At 65.3% G+C, this 18,360-nt stretch carries 21 protein-coding genes, 1 tRNA gene and 1 pseudogene; 14 read left to right on the top strand and 9 right to left on the bottom strand.

The features are described from left to right. The 6 genes and pseudogenes from A5701_RS28515 to A5701_RS07590 all read left to right on the top strand — a co-directional run. Positions 1-211 (top strand): annotated as a pseudogene (locus tag A5701_RS28515) (hypothetical protein); the annotation flags it as partial. 271 nt (positions 212-482) lie between these two features. Continuing rightward, positions 483-1,001, top strand: a complete 519-nt coding sequence (locus tag A5701_RS07610; RefSeq protein WP_067750421.1) for a GreA/GreB family elongation factor — start codon at positions 483-485, stop codon at positions 999-1,001. Positions 1,002-1,015: 14 nt separating this feature from the next. Beyond that, positions 1,016-1,483 (top strand): GreA/GreB family elongation factor, encoded by a 468-nt coding sequence (locus tag A5701_RS07605; protein ID WP_067750419.1) that lies wholly within the window; start codon positions 1,016-1,018, stop codon positions 1,481-1,483. 188 nt (positions 1,484-1,671) lie between these two features. Then, positions 1,672-3,228 carry a succinic semialdehyde dehydrogenase gene (locus tag A5701_RS07600; RefSeq protein ID WP_067750417.1) on the top strand — a complete coding sequence of 519 codons (1,557 nt, stop codon included), beginning with the start codon at positions 1,672-1,674 and terminating at the stop codon, positions 3,226-3,228. A gap of 97 nt (positions 3,229-3,325) precedes the next feature. Further along, on the top strand, positions 3,326-3,904 hold the full coding sequence (locus A5701_RS07595) for a cyclic nucleotide-binding domain-containing protein (RefSeq protein ID WP_067750416.1): 579 nt from the start codon (positions 3,326-3,328) through the stop codon (positions 3,902-3,904). Between the two features lie 81 nt (positions 3,905-3,985). After that, positions 3,986-4,420 carry a DUF4383 domain-containing protein gene (locus A5701_RS07590; protein WP_067750414.1) on the top strand — a complete coding sequence of 145 codons (435 nt, stop codon included), beginning with the start codon at positions 3,986-3,988 and terminating at the stop codon, positions 4,418-4,420. On the opposite strand, the gene A5701_RS07585 is transcribed toward A5701_RS07590, so the two are convergent. The 3 genes from A5701_RS07585 to A5701_RS07575 all read right to left on the bottom strand — a co-directional run bounded on the left by A5701_RS07585 (position 4,417) and on the right by A5701_RS07575 (position 6,514). Then, a complete protein-coding gene (locus tag A5701_RS07585) occupies positions 4,417-5,253 on the bottom strand; it encodes an isocitrate lyase/phosphoenolpyruvate mutase family protein (RefSeq protein WP_067750430.1) in 837 nt (278 codons plus the stop codon). The two genes, A5701_RS07590 and A5701_RS07585, sit on opposite strands and share 4 nt — an antisense overlap. Before the next feature lie 111 nt (positions 5,254-5,364). Beyond that, entirely contained in the window at positions 5,365-6,129 is a 765-nt protein-coding gene (locus tag A5701_RS07580; protein WP_067750412.1) for a cutinase family protein, read from the bottom strand. Positions 6,130-6,205: 76 nt separating this feature from the next. Further along, positions 6,206-6,514, bottom strand: a complete 309-nt coding sequence (locus A5701_RS07575; protein WP_231969347.1) for a hypothetical protein — start codon at positions 6,512-6,514, stop codon at positions 6,206-6,208. Between the two features lie 145 nt (positions 6,515-6,659). Between A5701_RS07575 and A5701_RS29130 the strand changes: the two genes are divergently transcribed. From A5701_RS29130 to A5701_RS28510, 3 genes are all read left to right on the top strand, one after another. Then, positions 6,660-6,794 carry a hypothetical protein gene (locus tag A5701_RS29130; protein ID WP_255369262.1) on the top strand — a complete coding sequence of 45 codons (135 nt, stop codon included), beginning with the start codon at positions 6,660-6,662 and terminating at the stop codon, positions 6,792-6,794. A 95-nt stretch (positions 6,795-6,889) separates the two neighbouring features. Further along, positions 6,890-7,573, top strand: coding sequence for a DUF2510 domain-containing protein (locus A5701_RS07570; RefSeq protein ID WP_067750405.1), 684 nt, complete (start codon positions 6,890-6,892; stop codon positions 7,571-7,573). Positions 7,574-7,599: 26 nt separating this feature from the next. After that, a complete protein-coding gene (locus A5701_RS28510; protein ID WP_197499177.1) occupies positions 7,600-7,758 on the top strand; it encodes a hypothetical protein in 159 nt (52 codons plus the stop codon). Positions 7,759-7,773: 15 nt separating this feature from the next. On the opposite strand, the gene A5701_RS07565 is transcribed toward A5701_RS28510, so the two are convergent. Further along, positions 7,774-8,676 (bottom strand): alpha/beta fold hydrolase, encoded by a 903-nt coding sequence (locus A5701_RS07565; protein WP_067750403.1) that lies wholly within the window; start codon positions 8,674-8,676, stop codon positions 7,774-7,776. A 258-nt stretch (positions 8,677-8,934) separates the two neighbouring features. Here A5701_RS07565 and A5701_RS07560 point away from each other — a divergent pair, with 258 nt between their 5' ends. After that, the gene (locus tag A5701_RS07560) at positions 8,935-9,357 is read left to right on the top strand and encodes a DUF4189 domain-containing protein (RefSeq protein ID WP_067750401.1); all 423 of its coding nucleotides are present in this window, start codon (positions 8,935-8,937) and stop codon (positions 9,355-9,357) included. Positions 9,358-9,366: 9 nt separating this feature from the next. On the opposite strand, the gene A5701_RS07555 is transcribed toward A5701_RS07560, so the two are convergent. Further along, entirely contained in the window at positions 9,367-9,564 is a 198-nt protein-coding gene (locus A5701_RS07555) for a hypothetical protein (RefSeq protein WP_067750399.1), read from the bottom strand. Positions 9,565-10,202: 638 nt separating this feature from the next. Here A5701_RS07555 and A5701_RS07550 point away from each other — a divergent pair. The 4 genes from A5701_RS07550 (at position 10,203) to A5701_RS07535 (ending at position 15,632) form a co-directional block, all read left to right on the top strand. Then, a complete protein-coding gene (locus A5701_RS07550) occupies positions 10,203-12,023 on the top strand; it encodes a hypothetical protein (RefSeq protein WP_156669974.1) in 1,821 nt (606 codons plus the stop codon). 779 nt (positions 12,024-12,802) lie between these two features. Then, a complete protein-coding gene (locus tag A5701_RS07545) occupies positions 12,803-14,056 on the top strand; it encodes a cytochrome P450 (RefSeq protein ID WP_067750395.1) in 1,254 nt (417 codons plus the stop codon). Then, positions 14,049-14,723 carry a TetR/AcrR family transcriptional regulator gene (locus tag A5701_RS07540; RefSeq protein ID WP_067750393.1) on the top strand — a complete coding sequence of 225 codons (675 nt, stop codon included), beginning with the start codon at positions 14,049-14,051 and terminating at the stop codon, positions 14,721-14,723. The genes A5701_RS07545 and A5701_RS07540 overlap by 8 nt, the downstream gene beginning before the upstream one ends. 87 nt (positions 14,724-14,810) lie before the next feature. Beyond that, positions 14,811-15,632: an SDR family oxidoreductase gene (locus tag A5701_RS07535; RefSeq protein WP_067750391.1), complete on the top strand. Its 822-nt coding sequence runs from the start codon at positions 14,811-14,813 to the stop codon at positions 15,630-15,632. 125 nt (positions 15,633-15,757) lie between these two features. Here the strand turns inward: A5701_RS07535 and A5701_RS07530 are convergent. From A5701_RS07530 to A5701_RS07515, 4 genes are all read right to left on the bottom strand, one after another. Then, positions 15,758-15,834: transfer RNA gene (locus tag A5701_RS07530), tRNA-Pro, on the bottom strand. 58 nt (positions 15,835-15,892) lie between these two features. After that, positions 15,893-16,636 (bottom strand): IclR family transcriptional regulator, encoded by a 744-nt coding sequence (locus A5701_RS07525; protein ID WP_067750389.1) that lies wholly within the window; start codon positions 16,634-16,636, stop codon positions 15,893-15,895. Then, positions 16,633-17,463: a cyclase family protein gene (locus A5701_RS07520; protein WP_067750428.1), complete on the bottom strand. Its 831-nt coding sequence runs from the start codon at positions 17,461-17,463 to the stop codon at positions 16,633-16,635. Before A5701_RS07520 ends, A5701_RS07525 begins: the two co-directional genes overlap by 4 nt. 11 nt (positions 17,464-17,474) lie before the next feature. Then, on the bottom strand, positions 17,475-18,263 hold the full coding sequence (locus tag A5701_RS07515) for an SDR family NAD(P)-dependent oxidoreductase (protein WP_067750387.1): 789 nt from the start codon (positions 18,261-18,263) through the stop codon (positions 17,475-17,477). Positions 18,264-18,360 lie beyond the last annotated feature (97 nt).

The raw sequence follows: 18,360 nt of genomic DNA, 5'->3' as shown, positions 1-18,360 counted from the left end.
CCAGATAGACATTTGGGTCGACGACCGGGGCGCGCCGGTTACCCGGCCGAAGATGTCACCGGCCGACGAGGCGGTCGCGATCGCCGTGGCGATCTGGCTCGCCGTGACCCTGCCCGTCGCGGCCTCCTTCGCCGGCGCCCGCTATGCCCTCGACCGAATCCGTTACGCGAGATGGCAACACGACTTCGACCGGCTCGTCGGCCCGCAGTGAGCTGAGGGCGGCGATACGGCGAGCGTGTTGTCGGCCCTCGACAATGGCCCACACCGGCATTGTTCGATCCGGGCAAGCGCCCCGACCGCAACATGGGTCACCATGGAGTTAAGAGTCGAGGCCTGAAAACGGAGATTGGTTGACGCACAGCGTATCTGGCGCAACACGGCCCGATCAAGACCTGCCCGGCGCGGGCTTCGCGTCGTCAGGGACGGCTGCCACACGACGGCCCGCCCCTGACGACACCCCTACTCGAGGAAGGAAATAACAGATGACCCGTTTCACCCCGGCCTACATCACTTCGCGGCAGCGCCGCCGATTACAGGACGAACTCGCCGCGTTGCGCTCCCAGCGCAGCATCGAAGTCCCCGACGACGCCATGGATTACGGCGGTGACCGCGCGGCGCGCCCCGCGGCGCGGCGGGAACGCATCCGCGAGATCGAAGACCTGTTGGCCACCGCCGCCGTCCGTGACGACCCCGCGCGCGAAAGGACCGCGGGCCCGGGCATGGTGCTGACCATTCGCTACGACGCCAGCGGTGAAACGGAGACGCTGCTGCTCGGCCGCCGCGGCGCCGAGGACGCAGACATCAACGTGTATTCGATGGCGTCGCCGCTGGGCCGGTGCATCGCCGGCGCTCGCCCCGGCGAGCAACGCATCTACGCGATCCCCCACGAGACGGGCCGGCTCGTGACGCTGCTCAACGCGGCTCCCTACCCCGGCCCATCACGCAATGCCAAGGCGCGCAACGTGTCCCGTAGGGGACCATTGATCCTCGCTGACGCATGAGAAAGGAAACGAACATGACCAGCGTGCAACCCACTTGGCTTACGCCGCAGGCCTACGTGCGGCTGCGGCAAGAACTGGCCACCCTGCGCGAACTCTGCGACGGCGACGCGGTCGGCGATGACGCCGATGGGAACGCCGTCGCGGTGCGGCGCGCCTGGCGGCTGCGGATGCAACGGATTCAGGATCTGTTGGCCCACGCCGTAGTCGGCGAGGATCCCCCCGACGACGGAATCGCCGAACCCGGCATGGTTTTGACGGTGCGCTACGACGACACCGGCGACATCGAGACCTTCCTGCTGGGTGCCCGCGGCGCCGAGCACGGCGACGTGGAGGTCTACTCGACCAATTCCCCGCTCGGCTCCGCGATCGCGGGCGCACGTCCCGGTGAGCGGCGCGCCTACCTACTGCCCAGCGGCGTCGGGCTGACCGTCACGCTGCTGGACGCGGTGCCGTACGGGGCCTACCTCGCGAGCACCAACTAGTGCCCGGCATCGGGCGGTTGTGATCACATGCTGTTCGAGCTGATCGACCCGTTGGCAATGATGTTGCTCCTGTTCGCAGCGCTCTTCCTTGTCATGGCGCTCGCGTACGGGCGCATGTGACGGCCGCCGCGGCGTTCCAGACGGATAGGCTGGTGGCCTGGCCGCCGTGCTCATTGGGAGGTAACGACATGCCCGCACCGTCAGCCGAGGTGTTCGACCGCTTGCGTCAGCTGGCCGCGATCAAGGATCTCGCCGCGCGCCCGACGAAGACGATCGACGAGGTCTTCACCGGTAAACCCCTGACCACGATCCCGATCGGGACGGCCGACGACGTCGAGGCGGCGTTCGCCGAAGCGCGCGCGGCCCAGATCGAGTGGGCGGCGCGTCCCGTCGCCGAGCGCATCGACGTCATCAGCCGCTATCGCGACCTGGTGGTCGAGCACCGCGAGTTCCTGATGGACCTGCTGCAGGCCGAGGCCGGCAAGGCCCGCTGGGCGGCGCAGGAAGAAATCGTCGACCTGATGGCGAACGCGAACTACTACGTGCGGGTCTCCGCCGACCTGCTCAAGCCGCGCACGGTGCAGTCGCTGCTCCCGGGCGTCGGCAAGACCACGGTCTGTTACCAGCCCAAGGGCGTCGTCGGGGTCATTTCGCCGTGGAACTACCCGATGACGCTGACGGCGTCGGATTCGGTGCCCGCACTGCTGGCCGGCAACGCGGTGGTACTCAAGCCGGACAGCCAGACCCCGTATTGCGCGCTGGCCTGCGCCGAGCTGCTCTATCAGGCCGGCCTGCCGCGCGCGCTCTACGCGATCGTCCCCGGGCCGGGTTCGGTGGTCGGCACGGCGATCATCGACAACTGCGACTACTTGATGTTCACCGGCTCAACCGCCACCGGCAGGCAACTCGCCGAGCACGCGGGCCGCCGGCTGATCGGCTTCTCCGCCGAGCTCGGGGGCAAGAACGCGATGATCGTCACGCGGGGCGCCAACCTCGACAAGGCCGCCAAGGCGGCCACCCGGGCATGCTTTTCCAACGCGGGCCAGCTGTGCATCTCCATCGAACGGATCTATGTCGAGAAGGACATCGCCGACGAATTCGTCGGCAAGTTCGGCGCCGCGGTGCGGAGCATGAAGCTGGGGACCGCCTATGACTTCTCGGTGGACATGGGCAGCTTGATCTCCGGGGGGCAGCTGGACACCGTGACGGACCACGTGGACGACGCAAAGGCCAAGGGCGCCAAGGTGGTTGCCGGCGGCAAAGCCCGACCCGACATCGGGCCGCTGTTCTACGAGCCGACGGTGCTCACCGACGTAACGCCCGAGATGGAGTGCGCGGCCAACGAGACGTTCGGGCCGGTGGTGTCGATCTACCCGGTCGCCGACGTCGACGAGGCGGTCGAGAAGGCCAACGACACCGAGTACGGGCTCAACGCCAGCGTGTTCGCCGGCTCCTCCGCGGAGGGCCAGCAGATCGCCGCCCGGCTGCGCTCGGGGACCGTGAACGTCAACGAGGGTTACGCGTTCGCCTGGGGCAGCCTCAGCGCGCCGATGGGCGGGATGGGCCAGTCCGGGGTGGGCCGGCGGCACGGTCCCGAGGGACTGCTGAAGTACACCGAATCGCAGACGATCGCAACCGCCCGCGTGTTCAATCTCGATCCGCCCCTTGGCATTCCGAGCACGCTGTGGCAGAAGTCGCTGGTTCCTGTGGTGCGTGCGGTGATGAGGCTTCCCGGGCGGAACTGACTGCGACGTCTTCCGGCGGGGGCCGGATCTAGAGTTACGCCGCCCATCCGCGTTACGCTCCTCGATGTAGCGTCACATCGCACGTCAGGAGTTCGCTATGAAGGCCGACGAGAAGCAATATCTGGAAGACGCTCGTCGGCTACGCCAGTACGCCACCTTCGAGAAGTTCTCGGATGCCGAACTGCAGCGCCTCGCCCGGGTGGCTCACCGCACTTCGACGTCGGCCCCGTTGCCGCTGATTCACGAGCAGACGCCCTCGGACTCCTGCTACATCCTGCTCAGCGGAGAGGTGGGCGTCTACGCGGGCCGGGACCGCATCGCCGTGCTCGGGCCGGGTGAGGTGATCGGCGAATCGGCGCTGCACCGGGGCAAACTGCGTTCCGCGACCGTGACGACGATGGGGCCGGCGGAGGTCTTGCGCATCGAACGCGACGAACTCACCAAAGCGCTCGACGAGATACCCGCGCTTCGCGAAATCATCGACGCCTCCGTCGCGCGACATGTGCCCGTAGACCTGCCGCCGAAGCCGAAACCGCCGCGCACCAAGTTGGGCGCCTCAATCCACACCGAGCTGGTCGAGCGGTTCGAGCAGGCCGCCGACGCGGCCGGCGTGGAGGTCGCGACCGCGCTCGAAGACGCGATGACCCAATGGATCGAACGGAACAGCACTTCGTAGCGATCGCGCCCGCACCCGTTGTCACGGTCTACTACCGCGCGTAGTATTCGGGCTATCCCACCGTGCACAAGGAGGTGCAATGTGAGGTGGAGTTTCGCCCAGATCGGGCTGCTGATCATCTGCGCTTTCCATGTCGTCCAGGCGGTGGCCGGCCTCGTCATCAATCCCAGCTTCGCCACGGGGCCAACGGCGCCGACCGTTCAACTGCTCGGCATGGATTACAACGGCTGGCACGCCGTCGCCGGCCTCGCCCTGTTCGCCCCGGGTCTGGTGTTCGCGATGCGCAAGTCGTGGGCCGTGCTCTATCTGTTGATCGCCGCGATAGCCGGTGCGCTGCCGGGCATTTGGGCCTTCTTTTCGCACCAGGTCGCCTTCGTCTTCACCTTCCCCAACAACGTCACCGACGGCGTCGTGCACCTGGTGACCGCCGCGGTGATGGTCGCGGTGGCGGCGGTGCAGATCCGGCTGGACGGTGGGCTGAAGAATTCCCTCGCCGATCTCCGGAAGGTGTCCTAGCTCGAACGTTCCGTGAACAGCCCATTGAGCTCGTCGAAGCCGCTGGCTCCTGCCAGTCCCCCAAAGGACCCGTCCTCGATCAGCTTTCGCGCGGCGGCCAGGAACGCACCCCACGCGACCCGGCTGAAGGCCGAGCCCACGCTGATCCGTCGCACCCCTAGCTGCGCGAGATCGGTCACGGTCGACCCCGTGTCGGACGACACCAGAACGTTGACCGGATACGGCCGCACCGCGTCGACGAGGGCCGCGATGTCCTCTTTCTTACGAATGCCGGGTGCGAAGAGCACCTCGGCTCCCGCCTCGGCGTAGGCCTGCAGCCGCCTGATGGCCTCGGCGAGCGGATCGGGGTGGCCGTAGAGGAAGCACTCCGCGCGGCCGGCCAACATGACGTCGGCGCCCGAGTCGTCGATCGCCGAACGCGCGGCGCGAACGCGATCGGTGGCCTCGGCCAGTCCGAAGAGCGGCGCCCGGTCGCTGCCCGTGCCGTCCTCGATGGAGAGCCCGGCCACGCCGGTGGCCACGCAGCGCGCCACATTGTCGGCGAGCTCCCCGGCGTCGGTGGCGTAACCGGCCTGGAAGTCCGCGTTGACGGGAACGCTGACCGCGGCCACGATTTCGGCGATGTTGTCCAGTGCGTCGTCGACGGAGAGGGCGGTCACCGTGTCCGGCAGACCGCGCGCGAAGCACAGGCCGGCGCTCGTCGTGGCCAGCGCCGGGAAGCCGAGCCGGGCGAGCGCGATCGCGGAGCCGGCGTCCCACGGATTCGGGATGACGAAACACCCCTCTTGATGGAGCCGGCGAAATTGCGCTACGACGTCGCGGTGTGAGTCCACCACCCGATTATGCTCGCGCCGGTCCGAACCCACCGCCGCTCGATCCGACTTGGACGCGGAAGCGGTTGTGCGCCTTGATATTCGATTTGGCTCACGTGACCCGAGCCCGAGTCAACGGGCGGGGCCCGGGAACGCGACGGCGGTCGTCGGCGCGCCGGGACTTACACCCACCGGACCGCGGGGGCCTTCGCCAAGGCGACCGGCCGCAAACGCGGCACCCTGGTCAATCATCGCCGTGTTGGTCGAGTACGTGTCGTGCGCGGCGAAATTCATTCCCTCGGAGCAGATCGGGTCCCCCGGAGCGCATACCTGGATGGTTTTGGCCTGATAGAGCGGGCCGATGACGACCGGTGGCTCGCCGAAGAAGCTCATCGCCTTGTCGCTGGGCAATGCGAACAGCACGACCGAGGAGATGTGGTTGGCCACCTCGGGGTCCATCGGTTTGGGTACGCTCGCCGGATCGATCCCGGCCGGTACCGCGGCCGACGTCACGAAGCCCATCACGGCGGCCCCCTGGGAATAGCCGCTGAGCACCATCTTGGTGTTGGGGCAGTCGCGGGCCATCGAGACGACGTGGGCGCCCGCGTCCCTGACGCCCGCCTCCCCCGCGCTTGTCCAGTCATGGGTGGCGGGGTAGTCGACGGGATACACGTCGAGCGAATTGGCGCCGAGGCGCGGGCGCACGGAATCGACGAATGCCTGTCCGGTCGGCCCAAGACCCGGAGGGTCGTCGGTACCGCGGGCGAACACCACCTGGACGTCCGGACACGGCCCGGCGGAGGCGACCGGGATCGCGGAAGCAAGGACCGAAGCGCCAGCGCTTGACACCCCGACCACCGCACAACCGAGGAAGCGGGAAAAGCGACGCGCAATCATGGCGCTGTGTGCCCAACGCATGCCACTTCTAAACCATGAATTTTCGCCCGCTGGTCGCCTACTTGGCCGCTGCGGTCTAGCTGTCCGGCTGCCCGGCGTCAGCTATGGAACCCAGCCGCTCGCTCACCCGGGCCAGCGCCGCGTCGAAGATCTCCACCTTTTCGCCGCGCTTCTCGCTGGCCGGCTGGACCGCGCCGCGGGCGCCTTCGGCCTCCACCCGGGCCGCACCCTGCCGCCGCAACAAGCTGAAGTTCTTCTCCCGCGCTTGCCTGAGGCGGCTCTGCAAGTCCTTCAGCGACTGCTCGTCCATGCGCGTCAGGGCCTCGGGGTGACTCTCGCCGATCAAGGAACTTTCCTGCTGGGTCAGGTTCACGTGGCTGCTCACTCCTAGATTCATAGCCCGAACCGGGCACACCGACGCGTCGAACGTCGGACGTCACGCCGAACCGTCACGCCCGGGCCATCTCGGGTTCACGTCGCGTCGACGGTGCGCGGCGCGGGTAGTCCTTCGGTCGACGAAGGGAGTTGCGATGGGCAAGCATTCGAAGAAGGACGACGACGGGCCGAACGGTGACCCCCCGGGTCCGGCGGATCACGGCCGCGAGGGCGGGATGGCGACCCGTGAGAATGCGCCGGAACTCACCGAGCCCGACCGCGAGGACTGAAAGCGTGCGAGCATGACAGCTTAGGAAACGGACCCGTTTCCAAAGGTCAGGACTGCCGGTAGCCGAGATGCCCCCGTCACGACGAAAATGGATAGATGCCACCTGAACAGGCGCCGCCCCCGCCTAAGTCGGCGCCGGGCTGGTATCCCGATCCCGCGGGGGTGGGCCACGGGCTGCAACGGTATTTCGACGGCACCAACTGGACCACCGAGTGGGCGTTCTCCACCGAACCGCCGAAGAAGGACTCCCCCGGCGGGACGGCGGCCCTGGCCCTGGCGGCGCTGGGCGCCCTGGTCCTCCTCGTCATCGTCGGCAAGAGCTGGGTTTTCGACCCGAAGAAGGACGGTCAATCGCCCCCTCCGAGCAGTTCGGCCGCGGCGGGACCGCCGGAATCGACCGCGGCCGCGCCGTCGACACCGGCCGGTCCCAAGAAGCCCGATGGCGTCACCTTCACCACCACCCCGGGCCCGGACGGCGACGTGGTCGACGCGCGATTTGCCATCCGCGACAACTACACCGAGCAGATGATCAAGGACGGCGCCCGGACGGACACTATCGACATCCTCAGATACGCCAGGGCGACCTATCCCGACGCGTCCGCGGTGAACGTGCAGGGCACCTTCCCGATGACCGACCCGTACGGCAACACCGCGACGCACGTCGCGATCGACCTCACGTATTCGCGGGCAACGCTGAACAAGATCAACTTCGACGGCATCACCAAAGCCAGCATCTGGGAGATTCGGGATTCGGGCACCATTCTCCCGGCTTTCCAGTAGTCGGCCGGGGCGCGGATAATCGCCTCGTGCCCACCGAACCCCCAACCCGGCCGCCGGCCTCGCCGAAGCCCCCGCGGGCGCGCGTCACGCCCGAGGATCTGGAGAGGTTCGGTGACGAGGAGCAGATGCGCGCGGCGTCGGACGAGGGCCGGCTCCGCGACGAGCGACCGCCGCATCACGGCTAGCCCACCGCTTCTGGCTCAGCCGGCGGCGACGCGGTCGACGTGGGCGAGGAAGTGCGTCACCACCGCGTCGGGCGCCTCGATCTGTGGCCAGTGCCCGATGTCGTCGGCGAGCATCACCACGTCGGGTTCGGGAATGACCTCGGCGTAGCGGCGCGCCATGTGGGCCCCGGAGTTGGGGTCGATCGGCCCGTCGATCAACCGCATCGGAACCGCGGTCTGCCGCATGGCGCGCACCCAGCGGTTGCGGTGGGTGTAGCGATCGTTGATGAACCGGCCGACCTTGTGCAGGACGCGGCGGCCGTCGTTGTAGTCCAGGATCTGGTTGAACACCTCCATCATGTGCCGGGTCGGCTTGGTGTTCGGACCGAACATCTCGCGCAGCGTCGGTTCCAGCAGCCGACGGGACACGGGACTGTTCTGGACGCGACTCAAGACGTCGCCCAACGGGGTGCCGGACATCAGCTTCTGCGCCGTCCTGGGCGTGTAGGCCTCGATGAACATTCCACCGTTGAGCCACGTGATCGAATCGATGCGCAGCGCGCCGTAGCTTTGCTGACCGAACTCGTGCCGAGCCAGCATCTCCTGGCCCACCGAATCGCCGATGTCATGGGCCAGGATGTGCGCGTTGCCGACGTTGAGGTGCGCCAGCAAAGCCTCATGCATGTCGGCATGGTCGGTCACCGCGTATTGGTAGGCCACCGGCTTCTCGGAAAACCCCATGCCGATCATGTCGGGCGCGATGACGGTGAACCGTTGCGTGAGTTTCGGCCAGATCGATGCCCAGTCAAAGGAATTGAACGGATACCCGTGGATCAGCAGCAGCGGGGGTCCGCTGCCCTCGACGCGGTAGAAGATGTTGAAGCCCAGGTAGTCGAAGTATTCGCCGGCGGCCAGCCAGCCTCCCAGTTCAGCGTCCATGACGTCATCATCCTTGGCGCCTAGGGCGTTCGCCCGACCTTCTCCGCATTTACGGCGTGGAATGTTGCCACAGCAAAGCATCAGCGGAACGGTCGCCTGCCGGCGCCGCCTCGCGCCTCAGCGGTCGCCGACCGGTCACTGTGAAGATTTGCTACGTCCGTGTCAAGGCCTTGTTAATGACGACGCACACCCGCCGTCGAACCCGCACCGTAGGAGTACGGCACGCCTTCTGCCGGAACACGATGTGAAAGGAAGCATGTGTTCAAGCCTCTTGTTCCCGCGGTGATCCTTGCTGTTTGTGCCGTCGGACTGGCCGCGCCGGCACAGGCCCAGGGCGGCTTCATCGTGATCGCGGGGTCGGACTCCACCCACGCCGTCGATGTCACCGTCGGCGGCAGTCACGCCAGCCTGGCTGACGTCGAGTCGTACGCGGTCAGCCATTGCGCCGAGAAGCACGGCGCAACCGATTGCCACGTTCTCGCCGAAGGCCGCGGCGGCTGTGTGGCCCTCTCCGACAACGGTCACGGCTTGGTCGGGGGCTGGGGTCCCACCCGCAATGCCGCCGGTGCCGCGGCGGCGGCCAAGGTGGCGTCGGGACAGCCGAACGTCGACGGCACCCGCTGCGTCGTCGACCCGGACCTGATCTCCACCGGGAGTTTCTCGTTCGTGGCCACGCAGTAGCCGCCTCATTTACCAGCCCCACTCGTCATCGTCGAGGACGTCCACGGTGACGGCATTGTCCGCGGGCCTCTTCGTCCCATAGAGGAACGTGAGCAGAGTCTGGTCATCGCCCAGCGGTTCGGTGGCGACGACGGTGGCGTGCCCGATCTTCATCCGGATCCGGTCGCCGGGCTTGAGTTCGTCGACGCGCTTAAGCGGCACGCTCACCCATCAACGCCGCGCACGGTTTTGTCCCCACAGTTGCCATCATCCACGCGGCAACCGAATGATCTTTCGAGCGGGTCGACGAAACGACTCCTTCGTATCACTCCCGCCTGCGCGCCTCTGCCTCCGGCCAGACGCGTCGTATGTGTAGTTCGGCGTTTCTGTATTACCAGAGGGGTTCATCTTGATCCGGCCATCGCGCGACGGCGTCAGCCGTGGACGGGCGCCATCATTCCGAGGTCTTCGTGGTCGAAATTGTGGCAGTAAAAGGTGTTGAACTGGGGGAATAATCAGTCGCGTGGTCAAGGTCGCCGCAGCGTGGAAGGCGAGGACGACATCAAGACGATGGCCGATACGCTCGGCCGCTTTCCATCTCGATTCAACCGCGACATCGGGATCGTAACTGCGTCGGACACAATGTGTTTCATTGGCAACCGACTGTCACCAATCAGATCGCTGCGGTGATCGACCGCCGCCGAGCGGAGCCTCAGGGGTGGGATGTAGGCGAGAGCCGACGAATCATCGTTCTTTGTCGAATGGGTGATATGAACCTTCTCTCGGTGGAACGATGAATCGATATGTCCACCTTGGAGACAAATGAGACAAACGCGTCACCGAATCCCCACGCGTCGTCTCTGCGAGTGAGTTTGGCAACCGATTTCCCGCCGCGTGCGGTCGTCCCTTACGCAGCGCCCATCCTGTTCGGAAAGTGCCAGAAAATTTCGGATAGGTGGCGTGGAGAGGTGTACGAACTCCGCGCTCGCTGGTACCCGTTCGTTTATGACCTAGACGAGGTAGATGACGAGTTTGATACTCCGATTGATGTTGTCCTACGCGTGACGCCGCGCCCGGATGGTGGATCGTACATTCGGATTAAGGAAACTGGCTTTGCTGACGATTGGGAACGCAGCCGAGCGTTGAGGTGGCTCCGAGACCGCCTCAGCACTTTGGACCGAATCTTCTCGGACGCGTCACGTCTCCAAGAAAGGACCCGGCAAGCCATCGTCGTCGTCCACGGGATCGGCGAGCAGCTTCCCGGTCAGACTCTGCGCAGCTTCGTTGAAGGCGTGTTCCCGACTACCGGCCACCAGCGGAGATTTCTCAAGCCCGACTACACGTCATCTTTGTTCGAGCTTCGTATGATGCGGATCACCCCTGACACTAACGCTGGAGTGCCGACAACTGACGTATACGAACTCTATTGGGCGCACCTCATCCGTGACACAAAACTCGGTCAGGTCTATGGCTGGTTGCTGCGTTTGCTGTTTGCGCGGAACGATGACATTCCGAGTCCGCTTCGAAAGCACTTCTGGGGCGCGCGTCTTCTGGTATTAGCGATCGTGGCCGGAGCGGTGGCATGGTACCTATTCACTAAGACCGGACAACCACCTCACTCAAGCGGCTCCCACGCAGCTACCACTAAAGACGCAGCGCAGATAGGAGCGGCAACAGCAGCAATCCTCGCGATACTGCCCGGCCTTGGATGGGCACTGTTGCGGCTTTTCCAGAAGCGGTTTCTGCTTGGTTTTCTTGGCGACGCTGCACGCTACCTCGAACCGCTGCCCGACAACGTCGCACGCAGACGAGAGATCCGCCAGGCCGGAGTAGAGCTACTGGACGCGCTTCACGACAAGGGTGAGTACTCCCGAATCATTGTGTTCGGTCACAGCCTTGGCAGCGTCATCGCTTACGACATATTGAGCCTCGCCTGGATCCGGCGTAACCGCCGAAATACATACAAAACCAGCATGAAAAGCAAGGATCTAGTCCATGTTGAAAACTTGTTGAATCCACGAGACAAGCAGGACCCAGAGCCGTGCGATAAGGAAATCGCAGACCGCCAGTATGCAGCCTGGCGCGAGTACAGGCGGAATGGTTTCGAGTGGCTTGTGTCCGACTTGGTCACGGCGGGTTCGCCCCTCACGAGCGCCACGTTGTTACTGAATCTGGACAAGCGCACGCGATTCAAAGAGTTGGTTGATGACCGATCATTCCCCACCTGTCCGCCACAAACGGAGACGGTGGCATCACCGGTGCCTAACCTGACCCGTCAGCAGTTCACTTTCACCCACGCCTACCCCGACCCGATGGGCCGTGGTCGGCAGAGGTCGGTTCAAGTGCCTCACCATGCTGGGCTCTTCGCACTCGTGCGCTGGACCAACCATTATTTTCCGCTACATGGGGTTCTCGGCGGCGATCCCATAGGGGGGCCGTTGCGACCGAACTTCGGCGCCTGGATCCGCGATGTCAAGCTTGACAACCTAAATGGCGGCTTTCTTGGGTTTGCGCACGGTTTCTACTGGAAACCACGCGGTAACTGGGCCCACATACACCGTCTCAAAGAGGCATTCGCGTTGCCCTTCAACCGCACACTTGACGACCTCATTCCCGAAATTCTTGAGCCTGAGGACCTCTGGATGCTCTTGCGGCGCCAGAAGTTCGAAGAATGCAATCAGCACTGAGATTAGGGATGTAGGGGGCCACCGGGGCTCTTAAATGTGGCAGGCCGTTTGCCTGACACCAGAGGAGTCTTAACTCACAAGAGTTGACCCGGTAGCCGCCTCCTGGCAGCTTACCGCGGGTGCCGGGAAGTTGCAGCTACACAAACTTGAGGGCGGCTTCCTCGTACCACCATCAATCTCAATCACCGCAAGTATTGCCTAAACGACCGTTCGGCCGGACGCCAAGGAGAGGGCGGGGCCGTCGCCGCGCCCCACAACGGATTAACGTTTCCAAGCACAGCTACGAATAAGCACGGAAATTCACGGTCAATTGACCGAATGGCGGTACGGGCGCCCTGCACGCCGAGGTGCGTTCGCGACTCGCGTCGGACGACGCTCGATTGGTCGCTGGTCTTTCGATGCCCGCACCGAGGCGGAGGCAGCTGAATCGCTGCGCCGTCGTGCCGCCACGGCGCGCTCCTGCCGCGGCCCTCGTCGCGCCGACCCGGCCGGGAGGGCGGCTCCGCTCGACGTAGCCGCGACCGCTTTGAGACTGATGCGAAAGTGGGCGTCGGGCAGTCTGGCGCGAGACGGACCGCACCGAGGGTCTCGAGGAACTACTGCCCTCGCAGCGACGCGGACGTCAGGCGACAATCCGTATGACCATGGCAGTCAGCAGGTACGCTGAACTGCGAGGATACCGTTGTGCGTTGACGAGCTCAGCGTCATGGTCATGCACTTTAGGCGCAATTGTCCGCGCCTTGGCCCGTCGGGGCATCAATGGAATGTGAGATATCGCGATGAACGTAAGTAGCGCCGCTGCCAACGTCTTCGAAGCTGGCCTGCCCACGTTCAGCTACGACTTCACCGCCACTCCGCAGGACATCCTCGAAGACGTGCGAATTGCGCAATCGCGTGCGCCCATCGCCATTGGCCCGCTCGGTCCGGAAATACTGACTTACGATTTGGCAAGGGATATCCTGCGCGACAGCAAGTTTCGGTTGCCACCCGGACTCACACTGGCAGCGCAGGGCGTCACCTCAGGTCCGCTCTACGACAAGATGATGAGCAGCCTTCTCGGTCTCGACGGTCCGCCACATACTCGCTTACGCAAGCTGGTGTCCAGGGCGTTCACTCCCCGCTCGACCTCACGCCTTCAGGACACCATCCATGAGGTGGTGAACGAGCTGATCGATCAAGTGGTAGAGGCCGGTCGTTGCGACGTGGTGACCGACATCGCGCGGCCCTATCCCACCCCGATCATGTGTGCGCTGATCGGTGCGCCTCGGGAAGACTGGCATCTTTTCGCACAGTGGACCGACCAGATCTTCAAGGCTTTCAACTTTCAGCCCGACGTCACCTTCGATGAAGCCGCGATCATGCGGTCGTGGAGCGAACTGGACGCCTACGTGGATGACATGGTCGCCACACGCCGGAGGCATCTGACTGATGATCTGTTGTCTGAGCTCATACGCGCCGAAAGCGAGGGCGACAGGCTCAATCTGGATGAGCTGCGCATGCTGGTGGCTGGCTTCTTGATGGCGGGGACGGACACGACGCGAAACCAACTGGCCGCTTCGGTGCAGGTGCTGTGCGAGCATCCGGATCAATGGGCGAAGCTCGGTGAGCAACCAGAGCTTGCGATGCAGGCCGTTGAGGAGAGCATGCGGCACTCGCCCGCGGTCTGTATCGCAGTGCGAGCCGCCACCGAGGATGCCGAGTTCGGTGGTTACACGTTCCCGGCGGGCACCTTGGTCGTCGTAAACACCTTTGCCGCCAACCGTGATCCGGCGATTTATGAGAATGCGGATCGGTTCGACATCGCGCGTAAGGACCTGCCCGCGATTCTGACTTTCGGTGGTGGCGCGCACTACTGTCTGGGGGCGAACCTCGCACGCCGGGAATTGGCGGAAGCACTTATAGTCCTCACCCGACGTCTCACCGCACCCCATCGGACCGCTCCGGCGCCGTGGAAATCCCTGCTCGGTATGACCGGCCCCACGACACTTGAGATCGAGTTCGACAGCGAAATGCTTGTGGCAGCGGATGCGTAGTCGCGGCTGGGCGGGTGTCACACCCGCCTCGGACGAGGAGGCAATCGCCCGCATTCTGGATGCGGTAGACGAGGTGATCGCTGAACACGGATCGGCGATACGGCTTGCCGACGTCGCCCGAAGGCTCGGAGTCACTCGTCAGACGGTATACCGGTACTTTCCCAACGCCGACGCGCTGCTCATCGCCAGCGCGATGCGTGCGGTCAACGGTTTCATCGACCAAGTTGTAGACCACGTCAGCGGCCTCAACGACCCGGTCACTGCGATCGTCGAAATCATCTCGTTCGCAGTGGAGAACCTTACCGGCGATCCGCAGTTGGAGAAGCTACTTACCCGGCCACCCGGGGGCGAAGCTGCCACCTCGCTCACCTCCGATACAGCGATCATTTTCTGCTTGTCGGCCTTCCACCGCCTCGACGTCGATTGGCAGCTTCACGGTTTCGACGCCACCGCGCTCAATGAGCTTGCCGAAATGACCTTGCGCACAGTGCATTCGCTCCTGACCGATCCCGGAAAGCGGCAGCGCGACGGAAGCGCACTGCGCCGCTTTGTTGCGCGATGGCTCGGTCCAGCGATCCTCTATCCACGGATGACGTCCTTGCCGGTCCACGAACGGCACGCATCATCGGATGAGCACATCGACCCGGACAGGTGCGCTGAATCGTGAACTTCGGACGAGAGGCCGCCGACGGTGCCACTATCTGACCGACAGGCTGGCAATTACCCTGCAAGGGCGAGCGATCATCTTTCGCCAATGGCATCGACCGTGTCGGGCAAGGTTGCATTCGTTACCGGCGGGGCGTCCGGCATTGGCGCCGCGTTGGCGACCAACTTGGTCGATGGGGGCGCCGAGGTCTGGATCGCCGATCGTCAGATCGGCCCCGCGCAGGATCTGGCGCAACGCCTCAGCGGGGGTGGCACAAAGGCGCACGCGATTGAGCTGGATGTGCGCTGCTACCCATCGTTTGAGCGTGCCGTCGCCGAGGCGGTAGGGCAGTCCGGGCGGATCGACTACCTGTTTAACAACGCAGGCATTTTGGTTGACCGTGAGGTCGACTCGTACACGCTCGATGACTGGAACGACGTGTTCGATGTGAACCTGCGCGGCGTGGTGCACGGCATCCAGGCGGTCTATCCGATCATGATCGGGCAGCACTCCGGCCACATCGTGAACACAGCCTCGATCGCCGGTCTCGCCACCGGCGCAGTGCCGGCCAGCTACGCCGCCACCAAGCACGCCATTGTCGGGATCTCCAAGTCGTTGCGCATCGAGGCCGAGCGCCACGGCGTGCAGGTATCGGTGCTTTGTCCTGGCATGGTCTCGACTCCGATGGTGCTAACGGACAGACATCGGGGGATGGCACCGGGACCAATACAACGCTTTCTAGAAACTTCAAAACCCGAACGGTTCGCCGAGCGCGCCCTTCGTGCCGTGTTGCGTGGAGACGCGATCATTGTGTTGCCGACGTGGTGGAAGGCATTCTGGTACCTGGAGCGGTTCTCGCCCGCGTTGTCGATGCTCGTCGCAAAAGCCATGCTTAAGCAAAAACGCCGGATGCAGTCCACCGCCGCCTGATCTGCTGTCTTATGGCTAGGCACACCGGGTTCTGAAACTCGCGTGGCCCGGTACGGTGGCTAATCTTTTGGCCGGGCATGCAGCCATACGTTTCTGCTAGCCACGCTTCGGGCAAAGTATTGATGTGGTCGGGCTGACAGGATTTGAACCTGCGACCACTTGACCCCCAGTCAAGTGCGCTACCAAACTGCGCCACAGCCCGGAGCCGCCGGATCACCGGCAGCAGGTCGAAAGCCTACCGCAGCCGACCGGCCACCTTCCTAATCGACCTTCCCCAGCGCGGCGTCCACCCTCTCGACCCAGGCCAACAGGGCCGCGGCGAGCTCGGCTTCGCGGCCGTAGAAGCGCTGCGCCGGCACGGGCACACTGACCGCGACCGTGTCCGCCGTCGCGCCCTTGAGCAGCGCGCCCACCGCGCAGACGCCCTCGGTCTGCTCCTCGCGGTCGTACGCGACGCCCTCGGTCCGCACCCGCTCGAGCTCCTTGCGCAGCGCCGCGGGGCCGCTGATGGTGTTAGGGGTCAGCCGGGCCAGTCGGCTCGGCAGGTGCTCGGGCGGCAGGCCGGCCAGCATGGCCTTGCCGTTGGCGCAGCAGTGCAACGGAAACGACTCACCCACCGCGCTGATCGCCCGCAATCGGTGGGGCGAGACCACCTGGTCCACAAAGGTCGCGCGGTCCCCGTCGAGGATCGACAGGTCGACGGTCTCCCCAAGCTCGCGCGACAGCTCCTCCATGAACGGGTGTACGTCCATTACGACGCCCAGGCGCACGGTGCCGGCCATCCGCGCGATCTCCGGCCCCAGCCGATACCCGCCGCGGCCCCCGCGCGCGGCGACCAGGCCCTCGTCGTCGAGCGCGTTGAGGATCCGGCTGACCGTGGAACGCGCCATGCCCAGCCGGTCGCCGATCTCGGCCTGGCTGAGCCCACCCGGGTGCGCCTGCAGCAGCCGCAGCATCTCCGCCGCGCGGGCGATGACCTGAATCCCGGCCCCGTCGGAACTCACGCCGCCCGGCCCGTCTCGATGCGGTAGCTGCCGGTGGGGTCGACGATCGCCACCAGCCGCACGATGCAGCCGTCGCCGCCGACCCAGCGCCACGGGAACGCCGCGAAGGTGACGCGCTTGCCGGTGACCTGGTCCAGGTCGCCGCCGACGTTCTCGAAGCCGTAGATGCCCTTCGACAGGATCGCGCGGTGGCACGGCTCCCATTCCGGGAAGTCGTCGAGCACCCGGCGGCCGGTTTGCTCCTCGTATTCCCTTACCGCCCAGGGCAATAGCCCGCCGGTGTGTTCGGCGGGTCCGTGTGGCGCGATCGAGGTCGCCATCGGGTGGTCGAGCGCCTGGGTGTCGGTGCCGACGGCCTTGACGCCCTTGGCAGCGAACCACTCGCCGGCCTCCTTGTAGAAACCCGGGGAGTCGGCGTAGTACTCCGCGCTGTCGGCATACTTGTGATGCCAGCCGGTGTTGACGACGACGATGTCGCCGGGCCGGATTTCGGGCGTGGCTCTCTCCAGGTCGTCGGCGGTCACCACGCCCCACTTCTCCTTGGGAATCGACACCACGACCCCGGTGCCGAAGAAGGCGCTCAGCGGGATCTCGTGCAGGAAGGGCGTGCCCTCCACGACGTGCGCGGGCGCATCGATGTGGGTGCCGGAATGCATTACGGTGGTGATCTTTTGGGTCAGCACCCGGCTTTTGGCCATGTTGTGCAGACGATCGATCTTGACGTCCTCGAAGTACGGCCAGGCCGGCACGCCGTGACCCCACGGGTGGGACAGGTCGTAGAACTCCAGCTTCGATTCGGCCTCGCCGAGCGGCCACGTGATGCTCATGTCGGTTCCTTTCAGCACGCCGTGTATCCGCCGTCCAGGTACATCACCTGGCCGGTGTAGAAACTGGACGCGTCGCTCAGCAGATAGATCAGTGCCCCGACGAAGTCCTCCGGTTCGGCGAAGCGGCGCAACGGGATTCGCGCGAACATCGCCTCGCGGGTCGCGCGGCCCTTCTCGTCGTCGGCGTACATCCACTCCGTAAGCTCCGAGCGGAAAACCGTTGGGGCGAGCGCGTTCACCCGGATGCCGGCCGGACCCCACTCGGCGGCCAAACTCTTGGCCAGCAGGTCGGTGGCGCCCTTCGACGGGCAGTAGGCGCTGTAGCCCGCGGCGTGCCCCAGGGATCCGCGCACCGACGAAACGAGCACGACGCTGCCGCCGCTCCCCTGCTCGAGCAGGACCCGTCCGGCCGCCTGGCAGACCAGCCAGGCGCCCCGCGCGTTGGCGTCGATCACCTTGTCGAAGTCCTCGACCGCCATCTCGGTGATGGGGGCGACGTGGTTCATGCCCGAGGCGACGAGCACCCCGTCGAGGCGCCCGTGCCGGGCGACCGCCGCCTCCACCATGGCCCGGGCGTCGGCCGGGGTGTCGGGCCGGCGCGCGACCACCGCGGCGTCGTCGATGCCGAGTGCGTCGAGGCCCGCGGCGTTGCCACCGGCCAGCGTCAGCCGGGCGCCGGCTTCGGAGAGCGCCCGGGCCGCGACGCTGCCCAAAGCGCCGGTGGCGCCGGTGATCAAAAGCGACTTGTCCTCGACGCTGAAGCGCGCGGCGGTGGGCGCTTCCTGTGCGATGTTCACCATGCCTCCAATTCCCGCGATACGGGTTGAATCGCCCGTTAGACAAGAAACGTAGGCAGCATCCAGGGTCGAAGTCAACGGACTTCTCCTGTGATGTAGC

This window comes from Mycobacterium sp. E3305 (assembly GCF_001666785.1).
Classification (GTDB): Bacteria; Actinomycetota; Actinomycetes; order Mycobacteriales; family Mycobacteriaceae; genus Mycobacterium.
This window is presented reverse-complemented; position numbering and strand designations above follow the sequence as displayed.